This window comes from Xenorhabdus sp. PR6a (assembly GCF_028599065.1).
Classification (GTDB): Bacteria; Pseudomonadota; Gammaproteobacteria; order Enterobacterales; family Enterobacteriaceae; genus Xenorhabdus; species Xenorhabdus doucetiae.
This window is the reverse complement of record NZ_JAQRFJ010000001.1, coordinates 1-25,426: the sequence shown is the minus strand read 5'-3', so window position 1 is coordinate 25,426 and position 25,426 is coordinate 1. Positions and strand designations below refer to the sequence as shown.

Below are 25,426 nucleotides of genomic sequence, written 5' to 3'. Positions count from 1 at the left end.
AGAACTTGCTGAAGTACCGTCTTTTAACTACGTTGATATTGATTCCACTTGTTATTGTAGCGCTGTTTTTCCTCCCTCCATCTGGGTTTGGGCTGGTTGTCATTGCTGTTTCAGCACTGGCTGCATGGGAATGGGGGCAATTTGCAGGTCTCTTCACTCAGGCTAAACGTATTACGCTGGCTGTGTTATGTGCGGTCGGGTTATTGGCCTTGCAATATTCTTTAGCGGATTTTTCTCATCTCATTGATAAACCACAAATTGTCTATCTATTATGGGCGGGTATGCTGTGGTGGGTAGCCGCAATTTTATTGGTGGTGACTTATCCGGCTTCTGCTTCCGTCTGGAAATCATCAGTTGTCTTGCGTCTGCTATTCGGGGTGCTGACTATCGTGCCATTTTATTGTGGAATGATGGTGCTGCGTACCCAGGGCTATGAAAATAATCCCTATGATGGCGCATGGTGGCTGTTGTACGTCATGCTGTTGGTATGGGCGGCTGATTCAGGCGCTTATATTTTTGGCCGTACCCTGGGAAGGCATAAAATGGCGCCCAAAGTTTCCCCCGGCAAAACGCTTGAAGGACTGGTCGGCGGGTTATTAACAGCCGCGCTGATTTCGTGGCTGTTCAGTAAATTTGCTCCTGTCCCCGCCATGCCAGAACATCTGTTGCTGATTTCTGCGGTGGTGGTGATTGCCTCAGTCTTTGGTGATTTGGCTGAAAGTATGTTCAAGCGGGAATCTGGGATCAAAGACAGTAGTCAATTGATTCCAGGGCACGGCGGTGTCATGGATAGGGTTGATAGTCTGACTGCGGCAGTTCCGGTGTTTGCCGGGCTGGTTATGCTGATTTCTTCTGGATTTACTCTCTGAAGGTACGTCATGGATATTCTCTGGAATCTGGCTGCATTTATTGTTGCTTTGGGTGTTCTCATCACAGTACATGAGTTTGGTCACTTTTGGGTTGCCAGACGGTGTGGTATCTACGTTGAACGCTTTTCCATCGGATTTGGTAAAGTGCTTTGGCGTCGGACAGATAAACAGGGAACCGAATACGTTATCGCCCTTATCCCCTTGGGGGGATATGTCAAAATGCTCGACGAGCGGGTAGGGGAAGTTGCTGCCGAACGTCGTCATATGGCATTCAATAACAAGACTATTGGCCAGCGCGCGGCCGTTGTCAGCGCTGGGCCAATCGCAAATTTCATTCTGGCGGTGTTCGCTTATTGGCTGGTTTTTGTGATTGGCGTGCCATCCGTGCGCCCGGTCGTGTTGGATATTAAGCCAAATTCTATCGCTGCGCAGGCAAATATTTTGCCCGGAATGGAACTAAAAGCCGTTAATGGTATCGAAACTTCTGACTGGAACTCAGTACGCCTTGCTATGGTCGGCAAAGTCGGTGCAACATCCGTATCAGTGGATGTCTTACCCCTGAACGCGTTTGATGATGTTCAAGAAAACCGTGTGCAAAAAACACTGGATTTGCGTCAATGGACCTTCGATCCCGCCAGGCAGGATGTTTTGCTGTCTTTAGGCATTATGCCGGTTGTCCCACGGCTGAGTTCACAAGTGGAAAAAGTTTATCCTGCTTCAGCCGCTGAAAAAGCGGGTTTACAAAGTGGGGATCGGATCGTTAAAGTCAATGGTCAAGATGTCGATGTATGGCACACTTTTTCATCTTTTGTCAGGAATAATCCGAATATTCCTCTAAAATTGGACGTTGCGAGAGCAGGCGGAATGATTTCCCTGTCTCTGACCCCCGAAGTCAAAAAGGTATCCAATGGCCGTGAGGAGGGATTTGCTGGCGTCGAACTGAAAATCATTCCATTGGCGGATGAATACAAGGTTATTCAGCAATATGGACCTTTTTCTGCCATTTATGAGGCAGGAGACAAGACTTGGCAATTAATGAAGCTGACGGTCAATATGATCGGCAAATTGATTGTGGGCGATGTAAAACTTAATAACCTGAGCGGCCCGATTTCCATTGCCAAAGGCGCTGGAGTATCGGCGGATTCTGGCTTGGTGTATTATTTAATGTTTTTGGCGCTAATTAGCGTCAACCTTGGGATCATTAATTTGTTCCCATTACCTGTACTAGATGGTGGACACTTGCTTTTCCTTGCGATCGAAAAGATCAAGGGAGGGCCGGTCTCCGAGCGTGTACAAGACTTCAGTTATCGCATTGGTGCTATATTACTGGTGTTATTAATGGGGCTTGCACTTTTCAATGATTTCTCCCGCTTTTAAAGTGGGGGACCAGTTAGGAAAACGCATAACAACGATGGCGATGAAAAAGTTGCTCATAGCGTCGCTGCTGTTCGGCAGCGCCACTGCATACAGTTCAGACGGATTCGTGGTTCGGGACATTCACTTTGAGGGTCTTCAACGCGTCACCGTTGGTGCAGCATTACTGAACATGCCGGTTCGGGTAGGTGATACGGTTAGTGATGAAGATATTAGCCGCGCGATTCATTCATTGTTTGCAACGGGAAACTTTGAAGATGTTCGTGTCTTACGTGACGGCAATTCACTGGTTGTTCAAGTAAAGGAACGGCCAACCATCGCCAGCATTACTTTCACCGGCAATAAGTCAGTGAAAGATGACATGCTCAAGCAAAATCTTGAGGCCTCTCGTGTTCGGGTTGGTGAAGCCCTTGACCGCACCATGCTGTCCAGCATTGAGAAAGGGCTGGAAGATTTCTACTACAGTGTGGGTAAATACAACGCAACCGTAAAAGCGGTTGTCACACCACTGCCCCGTAACCGTGTTGATTTGAAGCTCGTTTTCTCTGAAGGGGTTTCTGCCAAGATCCAACAAATTAATATTGTTGGCAATAAAGCTTTCTCAACCGATGAGCTGCTTAACCATTTCCAACTCAGGGATGATGTGCCTTGGTGGAACATGACGGCCGACCAGAAATACCAGAAACAAAAATTGGCTGGTGACCTTGAAACCTTGCGCAGTTTCTATCTGGACCGAGGCTATGCCCGTTTCAATATTGATTCGACCCAAGTTAACCTGACGCCAGACAAGAAAGGTATTTATATCACGGTTAATATCACCGAAGGCGATCAATACAAAATCGCTGGTGTTGATTTGAATGGTAATTTGGCGGGTTATCAGTCCCAAATCGGGGAATTGACGAAAATCGAACCCGGCTCGCTGTATAACGGTGCCGAAGTGACCAAGATGGAAACTGCGATCAAAAATCTGCTTGGTCGCCACGGTTATGCTTATCCTCGCGTCATGACCCAACCTGAAATCAACGACACCGATAAGACGGTTAAGCTGCTGGTGAATGTGGATGCCGGCAATCGCTTCTACGTGCGTAAAATTCGTTTTTCCGGCAACGATGTGAGTAAAGATTCCGTATTGCGCCGTGAAATGCGTCAGATGGAAGGCTCATGGCTGGGAAGTGATTTGGTTGAACAGGGTAAAGAACGCCTAAATCGATTGGGGTATTTTGACTCAGTTGATGTAGAAACTGAACGTGTACCCGGCAGTCCAGATCAAGTGGATATCGTTTACAAGGTCAAAGAACGCAATACGGGTTCTATGAACTTTGGGGTGAGTTTCGGTACTGAGAGTGGTATGGGTTTCCAGGTGGGTCTCCAACAAGCCAACTGGCTGGGAACCGGGAACTCCGTGAGTATTAACGCCAGTAAAAATAACTATTCAACGTCGGCGGATATCTCCATGACTAACCCTTACTTTACCGTTGATGGTGTCAGTTTGGGTGGGCGTGTGTTCTATAACGATTTCCGCGCCGATGATGCTGATCTGTCGAATTATACCAATAAAGCCTACGGTACTGAGGGCACCATCGGTTTCCCGGTGAATGAAAATAACGGTCTGTCGCTGAGACTGGGTTATATCCATAACTCTCTGTCTAACATGCGACCACAAGTCGCGATGTGGCGTTATTTGAATAAAATGGGTAACCATCCAAACTTCAAAGATAAGGCGAAGTTTGATACCAATGACTTCTCAGTCACAATGGGGTGGGTTTACAACAATCTTGACCGTGGCTTCTTCCCCACTTCTGGCCTGAAATCCTCTCTGGATACGAAAGTGACTATTCCTGGCTCAGATAACCAGTTCTATAAAGTCACTTGGAACATGTCCGGTTATTATCCACTGGATGATGATCACGCATGGGTGCTGATGGGGCGCACACGCCTGGGATATGGCGGCGGGTTTGGTGGCAAGGAGATGCCATTCTATGAAAACTTCTATGCCGGTGGTTCCAACAGCGTTCGCGGCTTCCGTTCGAATAATATTGGCCCGAAAGCGGTTTATTTAGATGTAACTGATAAAGATAAATATAGCCCATCCCGTGATGCGGTGGGTGGTAACGCGACAGCGGTTGCCAGTTTCGAACTGATTACCCCTACCCCGTTCTTGGATGCTAAATATGCCAACTCCCTGAGAACGTCGCTATTTGTTGATGCGGGAACGGTGTGGGATACCAATTGGAATAAGACTGACTCCGGGTTGCCAGACTACAGTAAGCCAAATAACATCCGTGTTTCGGCAGGGATTTCTCTGCAATGGATATCGCCGTTAGGGCCACTGAGCTTCTCTTATGCGAAGCCAATTAAGGAATATGCGGGTGATAGAGCGGAGCAGTTCCAGTTCAATATTGGCGGGGTTTGGTAATTATTAACTATTTTTGGTGAAAATCGCCCTATTATTAGATAGGTAAAATAGCGTAGGTCAAAGGAGTTTATAGTGAAGAAAATATTGTGTGCAGCAAGTTTGGGTATGGCATTAGCGTTCTCTGCGGGTGCGCAGGCGGCAGATAAAATTGCTTTAGTGAACGTTGCTGAAGTTTTCCAACAGTTACCGGCCCGTGAAGCTGTGGCAAAACAGTTGGAAAACGAGTTCAAAGGCCGCGCAACTGAATTACAGCGTATGGAATCTGAGTTACAAACCAAAATCCAGAAACTACAGCGTGATGGCTCAACGATGAAAGCCAGTGAACGTGAAAAATTGGAAAAAGAAGTCATGGCAAAACGTGATGATTTTGCCCAGAAAGCACAGAACTTTGAAAACGACAACCGTCGTCGTCAGATGGAAGAACGCAATAAGATCCTGAACCGCATTCAGGATGCAGTGAAAGTGGTTGCAGGCAAAGAAGGTTATGATCTTGTTCTGGATGCGAATACCGCCGTGTATTCTGCATCGAGTAAAGATATCACCGCAGAAGTACTGAAACAGGTTAAGTAAGTAGATGGTTTCAATTCGATTAGCTGATCTCGCTCAGCAGTTGAATGCGCAATTGCATGGTGATGGCGATATTGCCATCACCGGTATTGCGCCGATGCATTCAGCGAATAACGAGCAAATTACATTTTTATCCGATAGTCGTTATACTGACAAACTGGCGGCCTGTCAGGCTGCTGCTGTTGTGCTGCGTGAAGCCGACCTCCCTCACTGCAAGGTTGCGGCGTTGGTGGTTAATGATCCGTACCTTGCTTATGCACGCATGGCGCAAATGATGGATACGACCCCGAAACCTGCACAAGATATCCACCCATCAGCTGTGATCTCCCCTGAGGCCGTGCTGGGTGAAAATGTGGCGGTTGGTGCCAATGCGGTTATCGAATCCGGCGTTGTGCTGGGTGATAATGTGATCGTGGGTGCAGGTTGCTTTGTTGGCAAAAATGCGCGAATTGGTGCCGGAACCCGCCTTTGGGCCAATGTCTCGGTATACCATCATGTTGAAATGGGCAAGTCGTGCTTGATCCAATCAGGAACTGTTATAGGTTCTGATGGTTTTGGTTATGCCAACGAGCGCGGGAATTGGGTTAAAATTCCCCAGTTAGGCACAGTCATTATCGGGGATCGCGTTGAAATCGGTGCTTGCACGACCATTGATCGCGGCGCGTTAGATAACACTGTCATCGGTAATGGTGTTATCATAGACAACCAGTGCCAGATCGCTCACAACGTGACGATTGGAGACAACACCGCAGTGGCGGGAGGTGTCATCATGGCAGGGAGTTTGAAAATCGGCCGTTACTGTATGATTGGCGGAGCCAGTGTCATTAATGGGCACATGGAAATCTGTGATAAAGTGACTATCACGGGCATGAGTATGGTGATACGCCCCATTACAGAGCCTGGTGTATACTCATCGGGTATCCCGTTACAACCAAACAAAGTTTGGCGTAAGACTGCCGCTCTGGTCATGAACATCAATGAAATGAATAAGCGGTTGAAGTCAGTTGAGCGTCAACTGGAAGGTGAAAACGAGTAATCATCCCCGCATCCTGGATAGACATTTTTGATTAAACGTTTTTAATTAGCATTTTTGGTTGTGCTTTTGATTTTTGCGGCCTGCCTGATAACTCTGAATTTAGAGTTAACGCAGGCCGTGTCGTTAGTATTATGATCCTTATATGACAGGAAGAGTATTTAGATGAGTGATAATCATACTCTGCAAATTGAAGAGATTTTAGATTTACTGCCTCACCGCTACCCATTTTTGTTGGTAGATCGCGTTTTAGATTTTGAAGAAGGTAAATTTCTGCGCGCAGTCAAGAATGTATCATTTAATGAACCATTCTTTCAGGGGCACTTCCCGGGTAAACCTATTTTTCCCGGTGTCTTAATCCTTGAGGCAATGGCTCAGGCTACCGGCATTCTGGCGTTTAAAAGTGTGGGATCACTGGAGCCGGGTGAATTGTATTACTTTGCAGCAATTGACGGCGCTCGCTTCAAGCGTCCGGTTCTGCCGGGTGATCAAATGATCATGGAAGTCGAATTTATTAAAGAACGTCGCGGTGTTGCGCGTTTCAGGGGCGTAGCGAAAGTCGATGGAGAAGTGGCTTGCGAAGCTGAAATGATGTGTGCTCGCCGTCGTGAGGCCTAATCCATGATTGATCAAACCGCTGTTATTCATCCCTCTTCCATTGTTGAAGAGGGTGCTGTTATTGGCGCCAATGTCCGCATTGGCCCATTTTGTTATATCGGTGCTCACGTTGAGATTGGTGAAGGGACTGAATTGAAATCCCATGTTGTGGTTAATGGGATAACCAAGATTGGTCGTGATAACCAGATTTATCAATTCGCCTCCATCGGTGAGATAAATCAGGATCTCAAATATCAAGGTGAACCCACTCGCGTTGAAATTGGTGACCGTAACCGTATTCGTGAAAGTGTTTCTATCCACAGAGGCACGGTTCAGGGTGGCGGGGTGACCAGAATTGGCAGTGATAATTTGCTGATGATCAACGTCCATATCGCCCATGACTGCATTGTGGGTGATCGTTGTATTATTGCGAACAATGGCACATTGGGCGGGCATGTTATTCTGGGCGATTATGTCATTATCGGTGGAATGACGGCGGTGCATCAATTCTGCCAAATTGGTTCCCACGTGATGGTCGGTGGTTGTTCCGGCGTTGCTCAGGATGTTCCTCCTTACATCATCGCACAAGGAAACCATGCAACACCTTTCGGATTGAATATTGAAGGCCTAAAACGTCGTGGGTTTGACAAAGAATCGCTGCATGCCATTCGTCACGCCTATAAGACGCTTTATCGCAGCGGAAAAACGTTAGACGAAGCCAGACAAGACATTGGTCTTCAATCGGAAACTAACCCGCATGTGAAAATATTCAGCGATTTTCTGGAAAATTCCGCAAAATCCAGCCGTGGCATTATTCGTTAAGTAGATGAAGGATACTCCTTTGGCTACCTTGTCTTCTGTTGATAATCAGCGCCCACTGACAATTGGTTTGGTCGCCGGAGAAACATCCGGTGATATTCTTGGGGCAGGGCTGATTCGCGCATTGAAAGCAAAAATTCCGCATGCCCGCTTTGTAGGTGTTGCCGGCCCCCTTATGCAGGCCGAAGGTTGTGAAGTCTGGTATGAGATGGAAGAACTGGCCGTCATGGGGATCGTTGAAGTTCTGGGTCGTTTGCCTCGTTTGCTGAAAATACGCAAGGATTTAACCGCGCGTTTTACCGCATTGAAGCCTGATGTGTTTATTGGCATTGATGCGCCTGACTTTAACATTACCCTGGAAGGTCGGCTTAAGCAGCGGGGAATTAAAACGATCCATTACGTTAGCCCATCCGTATGGGCGTGGCGCCAGAAACGCGTGTTTAAAATTGGGCGGTCAACAGATCTGGTATTGGCCTTTTTACCCTTTGAAAAAGCCTTCTACGATCGGTTTAACGTGCCATGCCGGTTTATTGGGCACACAATGGCAGATGCCATGCCTTTGCAAACCGACAAAGCCACCGCCAGAAATAGGTTGGATATTCCACTAACCGCTCACTGTCTGGCAATCTTGCCCGGTAGCCGCCATGCTGAAGTCGAGATGCTCAGTGCTGATTTTTTAAAAACCGCCCAATTATTGCGGGAGAAATTCCCCGATCTGCATGTATTGGTTCCTTTGGTTAATGCCAAGCGGCGTGAGCAGTTTCAGCGCATTAAAAACGAGACAGCACCGGATTTGCAGCTCCATTTACTGGAGGGGAAAGCGCGTGAAGCCATGATTGCCAGCGATGCCACTTTACTTGCCTCCGGTACGGCAGCGCTGGAGTGTATGCTGGCCAAATGCCCAATGGTGGTGGGCTATCGAATGAAACCTTTTACATTCTACTTGGCAAAGCGCTTGGTGAAAACCCCTTATGTTTCCTTGCCCAACCTGCTGGCAGGCAAAGAATTAGTTAAAGAATTACTACAGGATGAATGCACGCCTAAAGCATTGTCAGAGGCGCTGTTACCTCTTTTGCAAGGTGGCGCAGATGTGGAAGCGTTAAAACAGACGTTTTTGCATTTGCATGAACGCATTCGCTGTGATGCCGATGAACAGGCTGCGCAAGCCGTTCTGGAATTAGCGAGAAGATAATGGATTTTGTTTATCCACAGGCGAATTTGATTGCTGGTGTTGACGAAGTTGGGCGTGGCCCGTTAGTCGGAGCTGTCGTCACGGCGGCCGTTATTCTTGATCCGGCGAAACCGATTGCCGGCTTAGCGGATTCGAAAAAACTCACGGAAAAACGCCGTGAAGCGTTATATGTGGAAATAAAAGAGAAAGCCTTGTGCTGGAGTCTTGGTCGTGCAGAGCCGGAAGAAATCGATCAGCTCAACATTCTCCATGCCACCATGCTGGCGATGCAGAGAGCCGTTGAAGGGTTGGCCGTCACGCCAGATTATGTTTTGATCGATGGCAATCGTTGCCCGGCATTAACCATGCCAGCCCAAGCGGTTGTGAAGGGTGATAGTCTGGTTGCAGAAATCAGTGCGGCTTCCATCCTTGCCAAAGTGACACGGGACAGAGAAATGGCCGAACTGGATAAACAGTTCCCTGACTACGGCTTTGCGCAACATAAAGGTTACCCTACCGCCCTGCATCTGGAAAAACTGGCCTCTCTGGGCGCGACGGAGCATCATCGTAAAAGTTTTGCGCCAGTCAAACGGGCGCTAGGTCTTGGATAAAAATCTGGACAGATTATGACAGAACCACGTTTTGTACACTTACGTGTTCACAGCGATTATTCAATGATTGATGGCTTGGCCAAGACTGGCCCGTTGGTGAAAAAAGTCGCCAAATTGGGCATGCCGGCTTTGGCGATCACGGATTTTACCAACTTATGTGGATTGGTGAAATTCTATGGCAGTGCCCACGGTGCCGGTATTAAGCCCATTATTGGGGCAGATTTTTATGTGGAAAACGATTTGTTGGGGGATGAATATGCCCATCTGACAATCCTGGCTCGCAATAATGAAGGTTATCAAAACCTGACCTTGCTGATCTCAGAGGCTTACCAAAAAGGGTACGGTGCGATTGGCCCCACCATCAAGCGGGAATGGCTGGTAAAATATAAAACAGGTCTGATCCTACTGTCAGGCGGGCGCATGGGCGATGTGGGTAAATTCCTGTTGCGTGGCAACCGTGTGATGGTGGAACAATGTCTCAATTTTTATCAGGAACATTTCCCTGACAGCTATTACCTTGAGTTGATCCGTACCGGGCGTCTGGATGAAGAAAATTATCTTCATGCGGCGGTGGCACTGGCAGTAGAAAAAAATCTTCCCGTTGTGGCCACTAATGATGTCTGCTTTCTGGAAAGCGAAGATTTCGACGCCCACGAGATTCGGGTGGCTATCCATGATGGTTATACGCTGTCTGATCCGAAAAGGCCTAAAAATTACAGCCCTCAGCAATATCTGCGCAGTGAACAGGAGATGTGCGAGCTTTTCTCAGACATTCCTGAAGCGCTACAAAATAGCGTAGAAATTGCTAAACGCTGTAATGTCACCATCCGTCTCGGTGAGTATTTCCTGCCGCAGTTCCCGACAGGAGAAATGAGCACGGAAGATTTTCTCGTTGAAAAATCCAAACAAGGGCTGGAGGAGCGTCTGGCGTTTCTCTATCCCGAGCCGGAAATCAGGGTGCAGAAACGTTCAGCCTATGATGAACGTCTTGATATTGAGCTGGATGTTATCAACCAAATGGGGTTCCCGGGGTACTTCCTGATCGTGATGGAATTTATCCAGTGGTCGAAAGACAACGGTGTTCCCGTTGGTCCAGGGCGAGGCTCTGGTGCTGGTTCCCTTGTGGCTTATGCATTAAACATTACCGATCTCGATCCGCTGGAGTTCGATCTGCTGTTTGAACGTTTCCTGAATCCTGAACGTGTTTCCATGCCTGATTTTGACGTCGATTTCTGTATGGAAAAACGTGATCAGGTTATCGATCACGTTGCCGAGATGTACGGGCGGGATGCCGTATCGCAGATTATCACGTTTGGTACGATGGCGGCGAAAGCGGTTATCCGTGATGTTGGGCGCGTGCTTGGGCACCCTTATGGGTTTGTTGATCGAATATCAAAATTAGTACCTCCTGATCCTGGCATGACGCTGGAAAAAGCCTTTGCCGCCGAGCCACAGCTACCTGAAATTTACGAGGCGGATGAAGAGGTTAAGGCGCTGATAGATATGGCGCGTAAGCTGGAAGGTGTCACGCGTAACGCTGGTAAGCATGCGGGGGGTGTGGTGATTGCACCCACCAGGATTACGGACTTTGCCCCGATTTACTGTGATCCAGAAGGGCAAAACCCGGTTACCCAGTTTGACAAAAACGATGTGGAATATGCCGGTCTGGTTAAGTTTGACTTCCTTGGCCTGAGAACCCTGACCATTATCAACTGGGCACTTGAGATGGTGAATGCCCGTCGTGCCAAAAAAGGGCTGGAGCCGATTGATATCGCGGCTATTCCGCTGGATGACCAGAAAAGTTTCGATATGCTGCAACGCTCTGAAACGACGGCCGTGTTCCAGCTTGAATCCCGCGGGATGAAGGACTTGATCAAACGCCTGCGTCCCGACTGTTTTGAAGACATGATCGCATTGGTGGCACTGTTCCGTCCGGGGCCGTTGCAATCCGGCATGGTAGATAACTTTATCGACCGTAAACATGGGCGGGAAGAGCTCTCTTACCCTGACGTTGAATGGCAGCATGAATCCTTGAAACCCGTATTGGAGCCGACTTACGGTATCATTCTGTATCAGGAACAGGTGATGCAGATTGCACAGGTTCTGGCAGGTTATACCCTTGGCGGGGCAGATATGCTGCGTCGTGCCATGGGTAAGAAAAAACCCGAGGAGATGGCTAAACAGCGGTCAGTCTTTGAAGAAGGGGCGATAAAACAGGGCGTTGGTGGCGAACTCGCCATGAAGATCTTCGATTTGGTGGAGAAATTCGCGGGTTATGGCTTTAACAAATCGCACTCCGCCGCTTATGCACTGGTTTCTTATCAGACGTTATGGCTGAAAGCGCACTATCCGGCAGAATTTATGGCTGCTGTGATGACCGCGGATATGGATAACACCGAAAAAGTCGTTGGGCTGGTGGATGAGTGCTGGCGCATGGGGCTGAAAGTGTTGCCCCCGGATATCAATAGCGGTTTATATCATTTCCACGTCAATGATGACGGAGAAATCGTTTACGGTATCGGTGCGATTAAAGGTGTGGGGGAAGGGCCGATTGAAGCGATGCTCGAAGCCCGACAGAAAGAAGGTCACTTTAAGGAGCTGTTCGACCTGTGCGCCCGTGTTGATATTAAAAAAATCAACCGCCGGGTAATGGAAAAGCTGATTATGTCCGGAGCCTTTGACCGGCTGGGGCCACACCGTGCGGCACTGATGTCCTCTCTGGAAGGGGCACTGAAAGCCGCGGATCAACATGCCAAAGCGGAAGCAACGGGTCAAACGGATATGTTTGGTGTGTTGGCTGAAGAGCCTGAACAGGTTGAGCGTTCCTATGCCAGTACGCCAAAATGGCCGGATCAGGTGGTCTTGGATGGTGAGCGGGAAACACTGGGCTTGTATTTAACCGGCCACCCGATCACGGGTTATTTAAAAGAGATTGAACGATATACCAATGGATTGCGTCTAAAAGATGTGAACCCGACACCTCGTGGTCAAGTCACAACTGTGGTAGGTTTGGTGCTAGCGTCCAAAATCGTGACGACCAAACGGGGAAACCGGATCGGGATCAGCACATTGGACGATCGTTCAGGGCGTCTGGAGATCATGCTGTTTTCTGATGCGTTGGAAAGGTATCAGCATTTATTGGAACAGGACAAGATTTTGATTGCCACCGGGCAAGTCAGCTTTGATGACTTTAGCGGTGGGCTTAAAATGACAGTGCGTGAATTAATGGATATCAGTGAAGCCCGTGAAAAATTTGCCCGTGGGCTTGCTATCTCGTTATCAGACAGGCAAATTGATGAGCAATTATTGAACCGTCTGCGTGGTGCATTGGAGCCACACCGTTCAGGAACGATGCCGGTTCATCTTTATTATCAGCGGGTAGATGCCCGCGCCCGTTTACGATTCGGTGCAACCTGGCGGATAACGCCAACAGACACCCTTTTGACCGATCTGCGAACTCTGCTGGGTAATGAGCAGGTAGAATTAGAATTTGACTAGAATAGGAACGTTATGAGTCTGAATTTTCTGGATTTTGAACAGCCGATTGCCGAGTTGGAAGCGAAAATCGATTCGCTCACCGCAGTTAGCCGTCAAGATGAAAAGCTAGATATCAATCTGGATGAAGAAGTCCAGCGTCTGCGGGAAAAAAGCCTGGAGCTGACCCGCAAAATTTTCGCTGATTTAGGGGCATGGCAAATTTCCCAGCTATCGCGTCATCCACTGCGTCCCTATACGCTGGATTATATTAAGCTCATTTTTACTGACTTTGAAGAATTAGCGGGTGATCGTGCCTATGCTGATGACAAAGCCATCGTGGGCGGATTGGCGCGTATTGAGGGTCGTCCAGTGATGGTGATTGGCCACCAGAAAGGGCGTGAAACGAAAGAAAAGATCCGCCGCAACTTTGGCATGCCATCACCGGAAGGTTATCGCAAAGCGTTGAGATTGATGGAAATGGCTGAGCGTTTCAAATTGCCAATCATTACCTTCATTGATACCCCCGGCGCATATCCGGGTGTCGGTGCAGAAGAGCGGGGTCAGTCAGAAGCGATTGCCCGTAACCTGCGTGAAATGTCGCGTCTTTCTGTCCCCGTCATCTGTACGGTGATTGGCGAAGGGGGTTCTGGTGGGGCTTTGGCGCTGAGTGTGGGTGATAAAATTAATATGTTGCAATACAGCACCTTCTCGACCATCTCGCCTGAAGGCTGTGCTTCCATTTTGTGGAAAAGCGCTGAAAAAGCACCATTGGCGGCTGAAGCCATGGGAAATACCGCGCCACGTCTGAAAGAGTTGAATCTGATTGATACGGTTATTGCCGAACCCTTGGGTGGTGCACACCGTAACTATGAAGAAACGGCTGAAACATTGAAAGCTCAATTGTTGGCTGATCTTTCTGCGTTAAGTGAGCTGGATAGTGAAGAGTTAGTTAACCGTCGTTATGAGCGCTTAATGCAATACGGTTACTGCTAAGGTTCGCAAGTAAAAAGGTTTACAGGTAAAAAGATCTGCAAATAAATTCTGGAAGCTGGCTATTATTGAGGGTGGTTTTCACATAATACAGCGATATTTTTAATATCGCGAATAGCAGATGGAAAATTTATCAGGTGGAAAGTATTGAGGAACGGTAATTCCCTGGTCTTTCCACCTGTTTTGTTATTTATAGGGATGAAATAGGTGCCTTGTAGGCTGGGCTTTAAAATAAATAAGTTGAGTTTTTCTATGGCCAAATATAAGTATCTTATTTATGCATTTTCTTGTGTGTTTATCTGGAGCTTTATTCCTTCTATATCGCGTTTTGGTCAGAAAGAGATGGATCACTTCCAATATTTATTCTGGTCAAACATTTTGTCTGTTTTGGCGGTATTTGTTGTCGCGCTGATGATGGGGAGAAGCTGGAAAAAACTTTTGTTCATCCCTGTTCCCGTTATGCTTAAGGTATTGATCTTAGGTGCTTTGGATTGTTTCTTCTATTTGCTGCTTTACTATGGCTATTCCATTGAGAATGGTGTTGCTGTTTTGGTGATCCAATATAGCTGGCCGTTAATGATTATTGGATTGTCATTTTTCCTGTTTAAAGAAAAATTGTCGATCAAGCAGATGATTGGCATTGCAATGGGCTTTATGGCGGTTGTGATTACCTTCACGAAAGGCAATATTACCGAGATTGCGGTAGAACATCCTCAGGCATTGTTGCTGGTATTTAGCGGGGCATTTTGTTTTGCATTAATGTCGGTATTATCGAGGCAATTTGCGATTGATCCTTATATTAGTACATTTTGGGTATTTACCTGCTCTACCTTAGTATCCGCCGTATTTATGTTTGCTTTCAGCAGCATTAACGTCCCTGTCGGTGATTCTCTGATGCCAACGTTGCTTAACGGCATCATACTGAATGGGGTTTCTTATATTATTTGGTTCAAGGCCATGAACGCCCCTGATTCTCATAAAATTGCCTCAATCCTGTTTTTATCCCCGGTTTTGTCGATGATGTGGATTATCCTGTTTTTTGGTGATGCGTTTGTTCCGGCGTATGTGTTCGGGTTAGCGCTGGTTATCATTTCTGGATTACTTTGTATTAGTACTCAGAGAAAAACGGCAGAACAAAATAAATTAACAGATGATCTGATTGAAGATTGATTTGACGAATAAAGAGGAAAGGTTTGGCTCTATAATGGCAAGTTCTTATGATTTTCTGCTTACTACGTTAGCAGAACACATTGGTCAGCATAAAAAGATTTTGGTCGGATTTAGCGGTGGATTGGATTCCTCTGTATTACTGCATTTGCTTGTTCGTTTGCGCATTCAAGCACATCAATTGAGCTGTGAACGAATAGCATTAAGGGCAATTCATATTCATCATGGTTTAAACCCAAAGGCGGATTTATGGGTTGAACACTGTCGGCAGGTTTGTGCTGACTGGCAGATTGATTTTCGCACTGAAAAAGTCGCGCTTAATACCCGCCAGCACGGGATTGAAGCCGCAGCACGAAATGCGCGTTATCACGCTTTCCAGCATGAGCTACAGCAAGGTGAAGTCTTAATGACGGCACAACATCTTGATGATCAGGCAGAAACGTTTTTATTAGCCTTGAAACGGGGCAGCGGTCCGGCTGGATTGTCTTCCATGCCATCCAGAATGCCGTTTGCGGGAACGACATTGATTCGCCCATTACTCAGTATCAGTCGAGAAGAATTGGAAGCCTATGCACAGGCACAAAAATTACAATGGGTTGAGGACGACAGTAATCAAGATGATCGCTATGACCGTAATTTTTTGCGCCGGAATATCATGCCGTTACTCAATCAGCGTTGGCCCCATTTTCCACAAGCCGTTTCCCGTAGTGCCAGCTTATGTGGGGAACAAGAACAATTGCTGGATGAATTGCTGGAAGAATTTTTGCATTCATTGATGACATCGGAAGGTGCAATCGCTATTCCTCCTTTGGAAAACAGTTCTGAAGCCAAACGGAATGCGTTGCTGCGGCGATGGCTTAATCAGTGTGGGGTAAAAATGCCGGCACGCGAGCAACTCCAGCGAATTTGGTCAGAAGTGGCACTTGCCCGGCAAGATGCAGAACCTCGCTTTAGAGTAGGGCAACAGGATATTCGTCGTTATCGGCAGCAACTTTGGCTGGTGCCTCAATACCAGAATCTGGCGGGATCTCTGCTTGAATGGGATTTACAGCAGGAATTGACGTTACCAGATAGATTGGGAACACTGCTCTGCGCTAAAGAAAAGCGTATTGAAAATGGTGTTCAAAACAGGATTGAAAACAGTATGACAGTGAGAAAGCCAAACCGTCATGAGCAAGTGACCGTGCGTTTTGGTGTTCAGGGCAATATCAGCATTGTGGGACGGCAACATTCCCGTCACAGTAAAAAACTGTGGCAAGAATTGGGGGTTGCGCCTTGGCTTAGGGAGAGAATCCCTTTGCTCTATTACAATGAACAATTGATTGCTGCGTTGGGCGTTTTCATCACTAAAGAAGGGCAGAGTTTGCCTGATGACGAGGGAATTTCAGTGCAGTGGCAGAGAACCACGCTTCATACTTAATGGCAGAGTGGGTTCTCTCCATTACTCGAAATCTTAAAAGCTAACTCATTGATTTAGGAGATTACATTACAAACAGTGTGATCTCTTCTTTCGCTAAAAAATTTAGTCAATTTATATTATCATCTTGAAAATATAACAAAGTGTACTATATTTTTATATAAGCTAATCGTATTTCTAAATGCCTATGTTTTAATTTTTCACTTTAAAAATTTGTTCGGGATTTAAATAAGTTTTTATAAAAGTGAGAGTTTGCAATCCTGTCGCGCGTGAGAAGATTTACTTCTATCATTTTGATACGCAATTTAAAGTTATTAACCATATGAATTGGACGGTTAACCTATAATAAAGTTATTGTGAATTCTTTTAATTTTATCGCCATCTGAAAACTGAAAGTAGAAAGTGAGCATTGATTAAATCATTATCGATATCCTTTGTTTTAAATAAGGTGGATAATATGATTGATGCGATTAATGAAAATGAAATTAAAGTTCAAGCGCTAAAAGTGTTTTCTAAAGAAATGCAAGGTAAGTTAGAGCAAAACAAACTTGATGAAATATACAAAAAATTTCTTTTAGGTGAAAAAGGTTATGCCTATAAATCAAGGCCTTATATTGCCAGTTATGTTTTTTACACTCATGTGGAATTGGCTGTGAGTAATGGTTTTATATTTATTGGGCATGGGAATGTTGTAGATTCACCAGGTTCAGGAAGCTATTGGGGGAAACTTTATGCCAAAGATTTTGATAAATTACGCGCGAATACAGATTCTTTTTGGTACATTTCGGATTTAACTTCAGGAATATTCTTGTTTTTTGACCTAAATAGCACGTTATTAGCAAATTTCGTTGGATTTGGCATTTCGTCGGTTTTATCTTCAGGTACTGGCTATGGTTCTTGGTCATCTGTTCACTAAAAGATTTTCCTCCACTATGGACACTATAGCAGCTTGATAATTGGCTTATAGGGGTTTATTTTTATATAAAAAGTCCTTATTGATATAAGGACTTTTGGAGGAAGGTGCTCATCGTTATTTGCGATCAGATTCAAGAATGCTCAATAATAATCGTTCCAATTTCTGGATTGCTGAAACTGATAATATAATCTAACCTAAGTTCACGGGTTCCTTCATTTGAATCAATAAGAAGATATTCAATTTTCTTTCTTAAAATCAGATCCTTGGCTTTCCCTTCAAAGATTTCACCATCCCGCAATTGGAGATGCAAATGTAGCTGGCGTTGGCAGGCTAGCTCAAGGTTATCGTAATCATCACAGTTAATTGGTTGATATTCTTCGTTATCTATAGACATATTTGCTCACCACTATGTTAGTGGCGGTTATCGTGCCGCCCGTGATTAACCTAAATCGAACGTAAAATGCTACTTACGACTATAGCATAGTCAGCCTCCCGTGATGACTGAATCAGTCGGTGAGAATTTTGCTGCGACAGGAAGCCAGTTAAACTTGTATCTTATCATTACACAATGAAATAGAGTCATACTATTTGATTTTTCTCTCTGCGCATTTTGGAAGACGATAAAGTAACGTCAATCTTGTTACATAAGGTTTATGTTTCATTTGAAAATCATTAATTATCTTTTTGAATTTATTGGATTAAATGATGAATAGAAAAATATTGTTTGCTTTGTTGGCTGCTGGTGTATTCACTGCGGTGGGATGTCAAAATCCTCCCGTAACACAGGATAGCCCTATATCTCAGGAGCAGCCCCAGCCAACCGAGAAAGTGTTTAGTGGTGTCGTGCCTTGCGCGGATTGTGCAGGTATCGAGACGACTTTACAGCTTGCCGAGGATGGAACCTATATATTGGGGCAAACCTACTTGGAAGCCAAAAGCGAGAAAAATACGTTCTTTGAAACGGGTCATTGGGTAAGAAACGGTAAAAAGATTGTCTTGAGTGACCAAGACGGCAAAAAATCTTATTATCTGATGAAAGGTGAAAGCGTGGTTATGCTGGATATCAACGGTGAGCCAATTCAGTCAGACTTCAATTATGAACTGGATAAAGTAAAACCGAAAAAGCTGGCGGGAGAATACCGCTATTTTGCCGATTCGGCGCTTTTTACGGAATGTGGCACTGGAAAGCGTTATGATGCTGCTGAAAATATCGATTTAGAACGTGGTTACGGCGCGACGGGAGTGGAAGGCGGAACCCCGGTTTATGTGGAAATAGAAGGCTACTATACGGTTCGTCCTTCAATGGAAGATGGGTTGTTTGATCATGCGGTGATCCAAACAGGTAAAATTCGTTTTGATAAGGCCGCTTCCTGTCATACCAAGAAATAATACATATATTCGTCGTACTTCAAGATGCCTTTATTATCTCCCCGCGCCGCGGGGAGATAATAATCTGCTGCTTTCAGGCAAGATTAAGCCTGTTGAATATGGCCTTTCAGGTAACCAATAATCTCTTCCAGTTTCAGCATTTGTTTATCACCTGTGCGGCGGCATTTATATTCGATCTCACCGTTATCCAGGTTACGATCACCGATAACCAGCGTATGTGGTACACCGATAAGTTCCATGTCAGCAAACATCACGCCGGGGCGCTCTTTACGATCATCGAAAATGGCATCAATGCCGTTGGCACGTAAGTCTGCGTATAATTTCTCAGCAACTTCTTTCACCCGGTAAGATTTGTGCATGTTCATTGGCAAAATGGCTACTTGGAACGGGGCAATGGCATCCGGCCAGATAATGCCGCGATCATCAAAGTTCTGCTCAATGGCGGCGGCAACGATGCGGGTTACACCAATACCGTAGCATCCCATCGAGACAACTTGATTGTGCCCATCTTCATTTTGCACCGTTGCTTTCAGGGCGTCAGAGTACTTCGTGCCTAATTGGAAGATATGACCCACTTCAATACCACGCTTGATGAGTAGCGTTCCTTTACCGTCCGGGCTGGTATCACCTTCAACGACATTACGGATATCAGCCACTTCTGAAAGAGGTAAATCACGCTCCCAGTTAATGCCGAAGTAGTGTTTGTCATCAATATTCGCGCCTGCACCAAAATCACTCATGACAGATACGCTGCGGTCAATAATGACAGGCATAGGCAGATTGACTGGACCTAAAGAACCAGGACCCGCGTTGACGATGGCACGGATTTCTTCTTCGCTGGCGAAATTCAACGGGCTGGCGACCAAAGCCAATTTTTCTGCTTTGATCTCATTCAATTCATGATCACCACGTACCAGCAAGGCAACTAATTTATGTCCGCTCTCTTCTGCGGCATGAACGAACAATGTCTTGATGGTTTTTTCAATGGGCAGATTGAATTGTTCGACCAGTTCAGCAATGGTTTTGGCATTTGGGGTATCGACCAGACGCATTTCCTCAGATGGCGCAGCCCGCCCCTCTGATGGCATAACTGCTTCAGCCAATTCAATATTGGCAGCATAGTTAGACTCGGTAGAGAAAACGATATCGTCTTCACCGCTGGCGGCCAGAACCTGGAATTCATGAGACGCACTGCCACCGATTGAACCGGTATCTGCCAGAACTGCGCGGAAATCCAAACCGATACGGGTAAAGATTTTACTGTAGGCATCGTACATCTTATCGTAAGTTTCTTGCAAAGACGCTTGGCTGGTGTGGAAAGAGTAGGCGTCTTTCATGATAAATTCACGTGAGCGCATCACCCCGAAGCGTGGACGAACTTCATCACGGAATTTGGTCTGGATCTGGAACAGGTTGAGTGGAAGCTGTTTATATGATGTGACTTCGTTACGAACCAGATCAGTGATAACTTCTTCATGAGTCGGACCCAAAACGAAAGGACGTTCTCCACGATCAACAAAACGCAGTAATTCTGGACCATATTGCTCCCAACGGCCACTTTCCTGCCACAAATCTGCTGGCTGAACTACTGGCATGGAAACTTCAATCGCCCCTGCATTATTCATCTCTTCACGAACAATGTTTTCAACTTTTCTCAACACGCGAACACCTGTCGGCATCCAGTTGTACAGACCTGAAGCGAGTCTACGGATCACTCCAGCACGAAGCATCAGCTTATGACTGACTACCTCTGCATCAGCAGGTGTCTCTTTTAAAGTAGAGAGCAGATATTGGCTAGTACGCATAGTAAGTTTCCATTGGATAGCAAATTGCTTTTGGGCGGTAAGGGATTACCACCCAACCCAGAAAATAAAGACAAACCGCTAGTCTACCAGTGAGCTTGCTATGTCAAAAGGAGTTTTAGCGGTGTTCGACAGAAACCACTTCTGTCATCGTGTTAAAAACCCGCCAGCGAATGTTGAAATCCAGGATGTGGGCGGCGTATATTCGGTTTTCCTGCGTTTTTTTACGGTAGGCAGGACGGGGATCTTGCGCCAATATTTGGCTGATAAAACGCCTCAAGTGAGGGTAATTGGCCTGGTGGGATAAAAGCTGGCATTCTGCTTGTGGTGAGAAATTAATTGCCATGTTTGCATCGGGTGCTGCTTGGGCAAAACCGGCTTTGGCTTCTGGATGAGATTCGGCAAAGGGCAGGTAAGGTTTGATGTCGATAACCGGTGTTCCCTCCACCAAATCCAAACTCCCCAGTTCCAGAATGACACGATTGTTCTCGCATTGAATGCCTTTTAATTCCACCAGCGACATGCCAACCGGATTGGGGCGGAAGGTTGAACGGGTGGCAAACACGCCCATTTTCGCGTTTCCCCCCAAACGGGGTGGGCGCACCAGTGGATTCCAGCCATCGTTCATAGTTTGATGAAACACAAAAATAATCCATAAGTGACTGAATTGCTCCAGCCCGCGGACGGCATCAACCTGATTGTAGGGCGCGAGTAACTCTAGTTGCCCTGTACCATCTTCGACCAACCCCGGTTGACGGGGAATGGCAAATTTCTCTTTATAAGGAGAATGAATGGTGCCTATTTGCGTAAAATGAAAATCTGCCATGAGTGCTTTTTATAATGACAATTTGAATTAGTTATGGGTTGTCAGTAATGCTGACCCTTCACAAATGGCAATTTGGTAGCAACCTTGACCCGGTAAAATGGCACATTGATGAAGTAAAACGGCATTTGCGTTGAGATAAGCGGCTTTTGCCAGCATGTTTTGCCGTGCAGTTGCAATACTGGCGGGAGAGTCTTGCAACGTACTGCGGCAGGATTCTCCGGCGACAATCCCCAGCTCTTTAAATGTCAAACTTGAAAGCTCATCTGGCTTGGTATACAGACGGACATAAGAGGGCACTCTGTTTTCCTTGGCTGACTGATGTTTCAACGTCGAGTCTGGCCTATCTGATTTATCGAATTGAGTGGGCAGTGATGTACACCCAGCGATAAAGAGCGCCATGAAACAGACAGGTAATACACGCATTGAGTTGAATCCCCGTATTGAAAAAATGGGTGGATATAAAAATATCCACCCAATGAGTTTAATCTTGATTGACTAAATAGGAAAGATTACCAGCCTTTTATTGCTCCACCCTTGAAGACTTCATGCGCTTCTTTTTCGACTTCTGGGGATTGGTACGCTTTCACAAATTTTTGCACATTTTCCGCATCCTTATTGTCTTCGCGGCTGACAATAATATTGACGTAAGGTGAGTCTTTATCTTCAACAAAGATCCCATCTTGTTCAGGTGTTAAACCAATCTGCCCTGCGTAGGTATTATTGATAATCGCGAAAGCAATCTTTTGGTCATCCAGTGAACGTGGCAATTGTGGTGCTTCCAACTGCACGATATCCAAGTGCTTAGGATTGCCGGTAATATCCAAAATCGTTGGTAGCAGGCCGACACCTTCTTTCAGCGTAATCAGCCCTTGTTTTTGTAATAACAGCAAAGCGCGGCCTTGGTTAGTCGGATCGTTAGGGATGGCAATTTGAGAACCTTCCTGCAATTCATCCAGTGACTTAATTTTTTTGGAGTAGGCCGCCATTGGGAAAATGAAAGAGTTACCCACAATGGCCAATTTATAGTTACGCTCTTTCACTTGCTGATCTAAGAAAGGCTTATGCTGGAAGACATTCACATCAATATCGCCTTTACTCAATGATTCATTCGGCAGAACGTAATCATTGAATGTCGTCAGCTCAACATCAAGGCCATATTTATCTTTAGCCACTTGTTTAGCCACTTCAGCAACTTTAAGTTCAGGTCCTGCAATAACGCCAACCTTGATATGGTTTGGATCACGTTGTTCCTGTCCGCAACCGGCAAGAATTAATGTACCTAATAATGCACTGATTGCCGCAATGGATTTCAATTTCACTGACATATTTCACCCCTATTGAATACTGATATTTAACCTGTTTTACTCAAGTTACTGCGTACTGCTATGTTGAAATAATCTATTTACGATTGACGATCTTCACTAAACGATCACCGCCTACCTGAATCAAGAATACTAAAACAACTAATAATGCTAATACGGTATTCATCACGGTCGCATCGTAGCCGATATAGCCATATTGATAACCAATCTGCCCCAAACCACCGGCACCAACAGCGCCACCCATTGCCGAATAGCCAACCAAGGTAATTAACGTTATGGTTGCGGCATTAATCAAACTTGGCAATGCTTCTGGCAATAAGATCTTTTTAACAATCTGGAACGGTGTGGCCCCCATTGCACGTGCGGCTTCAATTAAGCCAGTCGGAATTTCCAATAAAGCATTTTCCACCATGCGGGCAATAAATGGCGCCGCTCCCACGGTCAACGGAACAATCGCCGCCTGCAAACCGATTGATGTCCCTACAATCAGGCGGGTAAACGGGATCATCCATACCAACAGAATAATAAAAGGTATTGAACGTGTAATATTGACCAATGCCGAAAGTATGCGATAAAGCGTACTATTTTCAATGACCTGACCAGGACGGGTAACGTATAAAAGTACACCCGCCGGCAATCCAATAACAAAGCCAAAGAAACCAGAAACAAAAGTCATGACGAGAGTTTCCCAGACTCCTTTAGCCAATAATAAAATCATTCCTTCAGACATAACCGAGAACCTCCACCTTCACATGATGCTCTTCTAAAAATGCAATTGTTGATTTGATGCTATCGCTTTCTCCATCTAATTCAGCCAGCATCACCCCAAATTTAACACCACCGGCGTAGTCCATCTGGGAGCTTAAGATGCTGATATCGATATTAAAGCGGCGAACTGCCATCGAAATTAACGGTGCATCGACTGACTTACCCGTGAATTCCAGCTTCAATAATGGACAGCGATCAGGCGCTGATTCTGGTTGTAACTTCTGTAAGTAATCTTCAGGAATATCCAAATGCAACGTAGATTTGATAAATTCTTGGGCAACCGGTGTCTTAGGATGCGAAAAGATTTCGCTCACAATATCTTGCTCAATCAATTGACCCCCACTGATGACGGCAACTTGATCACAGATACGTTTTACGACATCCATTTCATGGGTAATGAGAAGAATGGTCAATCCCAGTCGACGGTTAATATCTTTTAATAATTCCAGAATAGAACGGGTTGTTGCTGGATCTAACGCGCTGGTGGCTTCGTCACACAGAAGCACTTTAGGCGAGTTTGCCAAAGCCCGCGCAATAGCAACACGCTGTTTTTGACCACCAGATAAATTGGCAGGATAAGCATCATGTTTGTCCGCGAGGCCAACTAACTCCAGCAATTCGTTGACTTTGGCCTTTATTTCCGCTTTTGGCGTGTTATTCAGTTCCAAAGGTAACGCAACATTATCAAAGACTGTTCTGGATGACAGTAAATTAAAATGCTGGAAAATCATGCCAATATGGCGACGTGCACGAGTGAGTTCACGTTCTGAAAGCGAAGTGAGATCCTGCCCGGCCACTAATACCTGACCCGAAGTCGGCCGTTCAAGCATATTCACACAGCGAATTAAGGTACTTTTGCCTGCACCGGATGAACCAATGACGCCATATATTTGCCCCTGTGGAACATGGAGGTTGATATCTGAAAGCGCTTTTATCGAGCGCGTTCCTTGTTGAAATATCTTGTTTATCTTAGTCAGTCTTATCATTTTTTTTCTTATTAGAAGTAGAGATGAATGACTTGAGAACCTTTCAACAAGTCACGAATTAAATTGGATGTTAAGGCGTCTAGACGTCTAAGTCAACAATGAATAAGTTAAATGCTGCATTTTCAATCAGTAATAAATCATGCGATACTGTCCGCTTATTACATTCTTGGAGTAATCAGGTGACGCAAGGTATTCCCGCCGTATTTTTAGATCGTGACGGCACGATTAACATCGATCATGGCTATGTACATGAGATAGATAACTTTCAATTTATTGATGGTGCCATTGAAGCCATGCTGGAATTGAAAAAAATGGGCTATGCCCTGGTGTTGGTGACAAATCAGTCAGGTATTGCCCGTAAGATTTTTACTGAAGATCAGTTCATGCAATTAACAGAATGGATGGATTGGTCACTGGCGGATCGCGGTGTTGATCTTGATGGCATCTATTATTGCCCGCATCATCCAGAAGCAGAGGATGGAGAATATAAGAAAAGCTGTGGCTGCCGTAAGCCGCAACCCGGAATGTTGTTAGATGCACAGGAAGCATTACATATCGATATGTCTGCTTCTTATATGGTAGGAGACAAAATAGAAGATATGTTGGCAGCCAAGGCAGCGGAAATCGGAACCAAGATTCTCGTTCGTACAGGAAAACCAGTAACAGAAGAAGCAGAACAAGCTGCGGATTGGGTCGTTAATAGCTTGTCAGACCTACCAAATGTGATAAAAAATAGGCAAAAATAACCTTTTGGGCGAAATTGTGAGCATTTAAACGAAAAATCACAAAAAAGGCTTGCCTAAATCAGAAGGCTCCCTATAATGCGCTTCCGTTGTCACGACAAACACACAAACCTGTCGGGATGACAAAGTGAAAAGCCCTGAAAAATAAGGCTTGACACAATAAGAG

The 25,426-nt window shown here is 45.7% G+C and carries 23 protein-coding genes; 16 read left to right on the top strand and 7 right to left on the bottom strand.

The window, feature by feature from the left end; all coding sequences use genetic code 11:
• The first annotated feature begins 5 nt into the window (after window positions 1-5).
• The 14 genes from cdsA to PSI15_RS00050 all read left to right on the top strand — a co-directional run bounded on the left by cdsA (window position 6) and on the right by PSI15_RS00050 (window position 17,424).
• Window positions 6-869, top strand: a complete 864-nt coding sequence (cdsA, locus tag PSI15_RS00115) for a phosphatidate cytidylyltransferase (protein ID WP_273581777.1) — start codon at window positions 6-8, stop codon at window positions 867-869.
• A 9-nt stretch (window positions 870-878) separates the two neighbouring features.
• Window positions 879-2,246 (top strand): sigma E protease regulator RseP, encoded by a 1,368-nt coding sequence (rseP, locus tag PSI15_RS00110; protein ID WP_273581776.1) that lies wholly within the window; start codon window positions 879-881, stop codon window positions 2,244-2,246.
• Between the two features lie 34 nt (window positions 2,247-2,280).
• Entirely contained in the window at window positions 2,281-4,659 is a 2,379-nt protein-coding gene (gene bamA, locus PSI15_RS00105; protein WP_273581775.1) for an outer membrane protein assembly factor BamA, read from the top strand.
• 72 nt (window positions 4,660-4,731) lie between these two features.
• The gene (gene skp, locus PSI15_RS00100) at window positions 4,732-5,229 is read left to right on the top strand and encodes a molecular chaperone Skp (RefSeq protein ID WP_273581774.1); all 498 of its coding nucleotides are present in this window, start codon (window positions 4,732-4,734) and stop codon (window positions 5,227-5,229) included.
• A gap of 4 nt (window positions 5,230-5,233) precedes the next feature.
• Window positions 5,234-6,262 (top strand): UDP-3-O-(3-hydroxymyristoyl)glucosamine N-acyltransferase, encoded by a 1,029-nt coding sequence (gene lpxD / locus PSI15_RS00095; protein ID WP_273581773.1) that lies wholly within the window; start codon window positions 5,234-5,236, stop codon window positions 6,260-6,262.
• A 162-nt stretch (window positions 6,263-6,424) separates the two neighbouring features.
• Window positions 6,425-6,877, top strand: coding sequence for a 3-hydroxyacyl-ACP dehydratase FabZ (fabZ, locus tag PSI15_RS00090; protein WP_045972492.1), 453 nt, complete (start codon window positions 6,425-6,427; stop codon window positions 6,875-6,877).
• Between the two features lie 3 nt (window positions 6,878-6,880).
• Complete coding sequence (lpxA, locus tag PSI15_RS00085) at window positions 6,881-7,678, top strand: acyl-ACP--UDP-N-acetylglucosamine O-acyltransferase (RefSeq protein ID WP_273581772.1); 798 nt, start codon at window positions 6,881-6,883, stop codon at window positions 7,676-7,678.
• Between the two features lie 4 nt (window positions 7,679-7,682).
• Window positions 7,683-8,867 carry a lipid-A-disaccharide synthase gene (gene lpxB / locus PSI15_RS00080; RefSeq protein WP_273581771.1) on the top strand — a complete coding sequence of 395 codons (1,185 nt, stop codon included), beginning with the start codon at window positions 7,683-7,685 and terminating at the stop codon, window positions 8,865-8,867.
• Window positions 8,867-9,457 carry a ribonuclease HII gene (gene rnhB, locus PSI15_RS00075; RefSeq protein WP_045972489.1) on the top strand — a complete coding sequence of 197 codons (591 nt, stop codon included), beginning with the start codon at window positions 8,867-8,869 and terminating at the stop codon, window positions 9,455-9,457. Before lpxB ends, rnhB begins: the two co-directional genes overlap by 1 nt.
• Before the next feature lie 15 nt (window positions 9,458-9,472).
• Entirely contained in the window at window positions 9,473-12,955 is a 3,483-nt protein-coding gene (dnaE, locus tag PSI15_RS00070) for a DNA polymerase III subunit alpha (protein ID WP_273581770.1), read from the top strand.
• A gap of 12 nt (window positions 12,956-12,967) precedes the next feature.
• Window positions 12,968-13,927, top strand: coding sequence for an acetyl-CoA carboxylase carboxyl transferase subunit alpha (gene accA / locus PSI15_RS00065; RefSeq protein WP_045972486.1), 960 nt, complete (start codon window positions 12,968-12,970; stop codon window positions 13,925-13,927).
• A gap of 249 nt (window positions 13,928-14,176) precedes the next feature.
• A complete protein-coding gene (locus PSI15_RS00060; RefSeq protein ID WP_273581769.1) occupies window positions 14,177-15,094 on the top strand; it encodes a DMT family transporter in 918 nt (305 codons plus the stop codon).
• A 34-nt stretch (window positions 15,095-15,128) separates the two neighbouring features.
• Window positions 15,129-16,511, top strand: a complete 1,383-nt coding sequence (gene tilS / locus PSI15_RS00055; RefSeq protein ID WP_273581768.1) for a tRNA lysidine(34) synthetase TilS — start codon at window positions 15,129-15,131, stop codon at window positions 16,509-16,511.
• Between the two features lie 454 nt (window positions 16,512-16,965).
• On the top strand, window positions 16,966-17,424 hold the full coding sequence (locus tag PSI15_RS00050) for a VapA/VapB family virulence-associated protein (RefSeq protein WP_273581767.1): 459 nt from the start codon (window positions 16,966-16,968) through the stop codon (window positions 17,422-17,424).
• A gap of 130 nt (window positions 17,425-17,554) precedes the next feature.
• On the opposite strand, the gene rof is transcribed toward PSI15_RS00050, so the two are convergent.
• The gene (gene rof, locus PSI15_RS00045) at window positions 17,555-17,818 is read right to left on the bottom strand and encodes a Rho-binding antiterminator (protein ID WP_045972480.1); all 264 of its coding nucleotides are present in this window, start codon (window positions 17,816-17,818) and stop codon (window positions 17,555-17,557) included.
• Between the two features lie 308 nt (window positions 17,819-18,126).
• Between rof and nlpE the strand changes: the two genes are divergently transcribed.
• Window positions 18,127-18,813: an envelope stress response activation lipoprotein NlpE gene (gene nlpE / locus PSI15_RS00040; RefSeq protein WP_337928429.1), complete on the top strand. Its 687-nt coding sequence runs from the start codon at window positions 18,127-18,129 to the stop codon at window positions 18,811-18,813.
• A gap of 83 nt (window positions 18,814-18,896) precedes the next feature.
• On the opposite strand, the gene proS is transcribed toward nlpE, so the two are convergent.
• From proS to metN, 6 genes are all read right to left on the bottom strand, one after another.
• Window positions 18,897-20,618, bottom strand: coding sequence for a proline--tRNA ligase (proS, locus tag PSI15_RS00035; RefSeq protein WP_273581766.1), 1,722 nt, complete (start codon window positions 20,616-20,618; stop codon window positions 18,897-18,899).
• A 115-nt stretch (window positions 20,619-20,733) separates the two neighbouring features.
• A complete protein-coding gene (gene tsaA / locus PSI15_RS00030) occupies window positions 20,734-21,441 on the bottom strand; it encodes a tRNA (N6-threonylcarbamoyladenosine(37)-N6)-methyltransferase TrmO (protein WP_273581765.1) in 708 nt (235 codons plus the stop codon).
• Window positions 21,442-21,468: 27 nt separating this feature from the next.
• Entirely contained in the window at window positions 21,469-21,864 is a 396-nt protein-coding gene (gene rcsF, locus PSI15_RS00025; protein WP_273581764.1) for an Rcs stress response system protein RcsF, read from the bottom strand.
• A gap of 86 nt (window positions 21,865-21,950) precedes the next feature.
• Window positions 21,951-22,766 carry a MetQ/NlpA family lipoprotein gene (locus PSI15_RS00020; protein WP_045972469.1) on the bottom strand — a complete coding sequence of 272 codons (816 nt, stop codon included), beginning with the start codon at window positions 22,764-22,766 and terminating at the stop codon, window positions 21,951-21,953.
• A gap of 73 nt (window positions 22,767-22,839) precedes the next feature.
• Window positions 22,840-23,493 (bottom strand): methionine ABC transporter permease MetI, encoded by a 654-nt coding sequence (locus PSI15_RS00015; RefSeq protein WP_045972467.1) that lies wholly within the window; start codon window positions 23,491-23,493, stop codon window positions 22,840-22,842.
• Window positions 23,486-24,517 (bottom strand): methionine ABC transporter ATP-binding protein MetN, encoded by a 1,032-nt coding sequence (gene metN, locus PSI15_RS00010; RefSeq protein WP_045972465.1) that lies wholly within the window; start codon window positions 24,515-24,517, stop codon window positions 23,486-23,488. Before metN ends, PSI15_RS00015 begins: the two co-directional genes overlap by 8 nt.
• A gap of 179 nt (window positions 24,518-24,696) precedes the next feature.
• Between metN and gmhB the strand changes: the two genes are divergently transcribed.
• Window positions 24,697-25,263 carry a D-glycero-beta-D-manno-heptose 1,7-bisphosphate 7-phosphatase gene (gene gmhB, locus PSI15_RS00005; RefSeq protein ID WP_273581763.1) on the top strand — a complete coding sequence of 189 codons (567 nt, stop codon included), beginning with the start codon at window positions 24,697-24,699 and terminating at the stop codon, window positions 25,261-25,263.
• Window positions 25,264-25,426 lie beyond the last annotated feature (163 nt).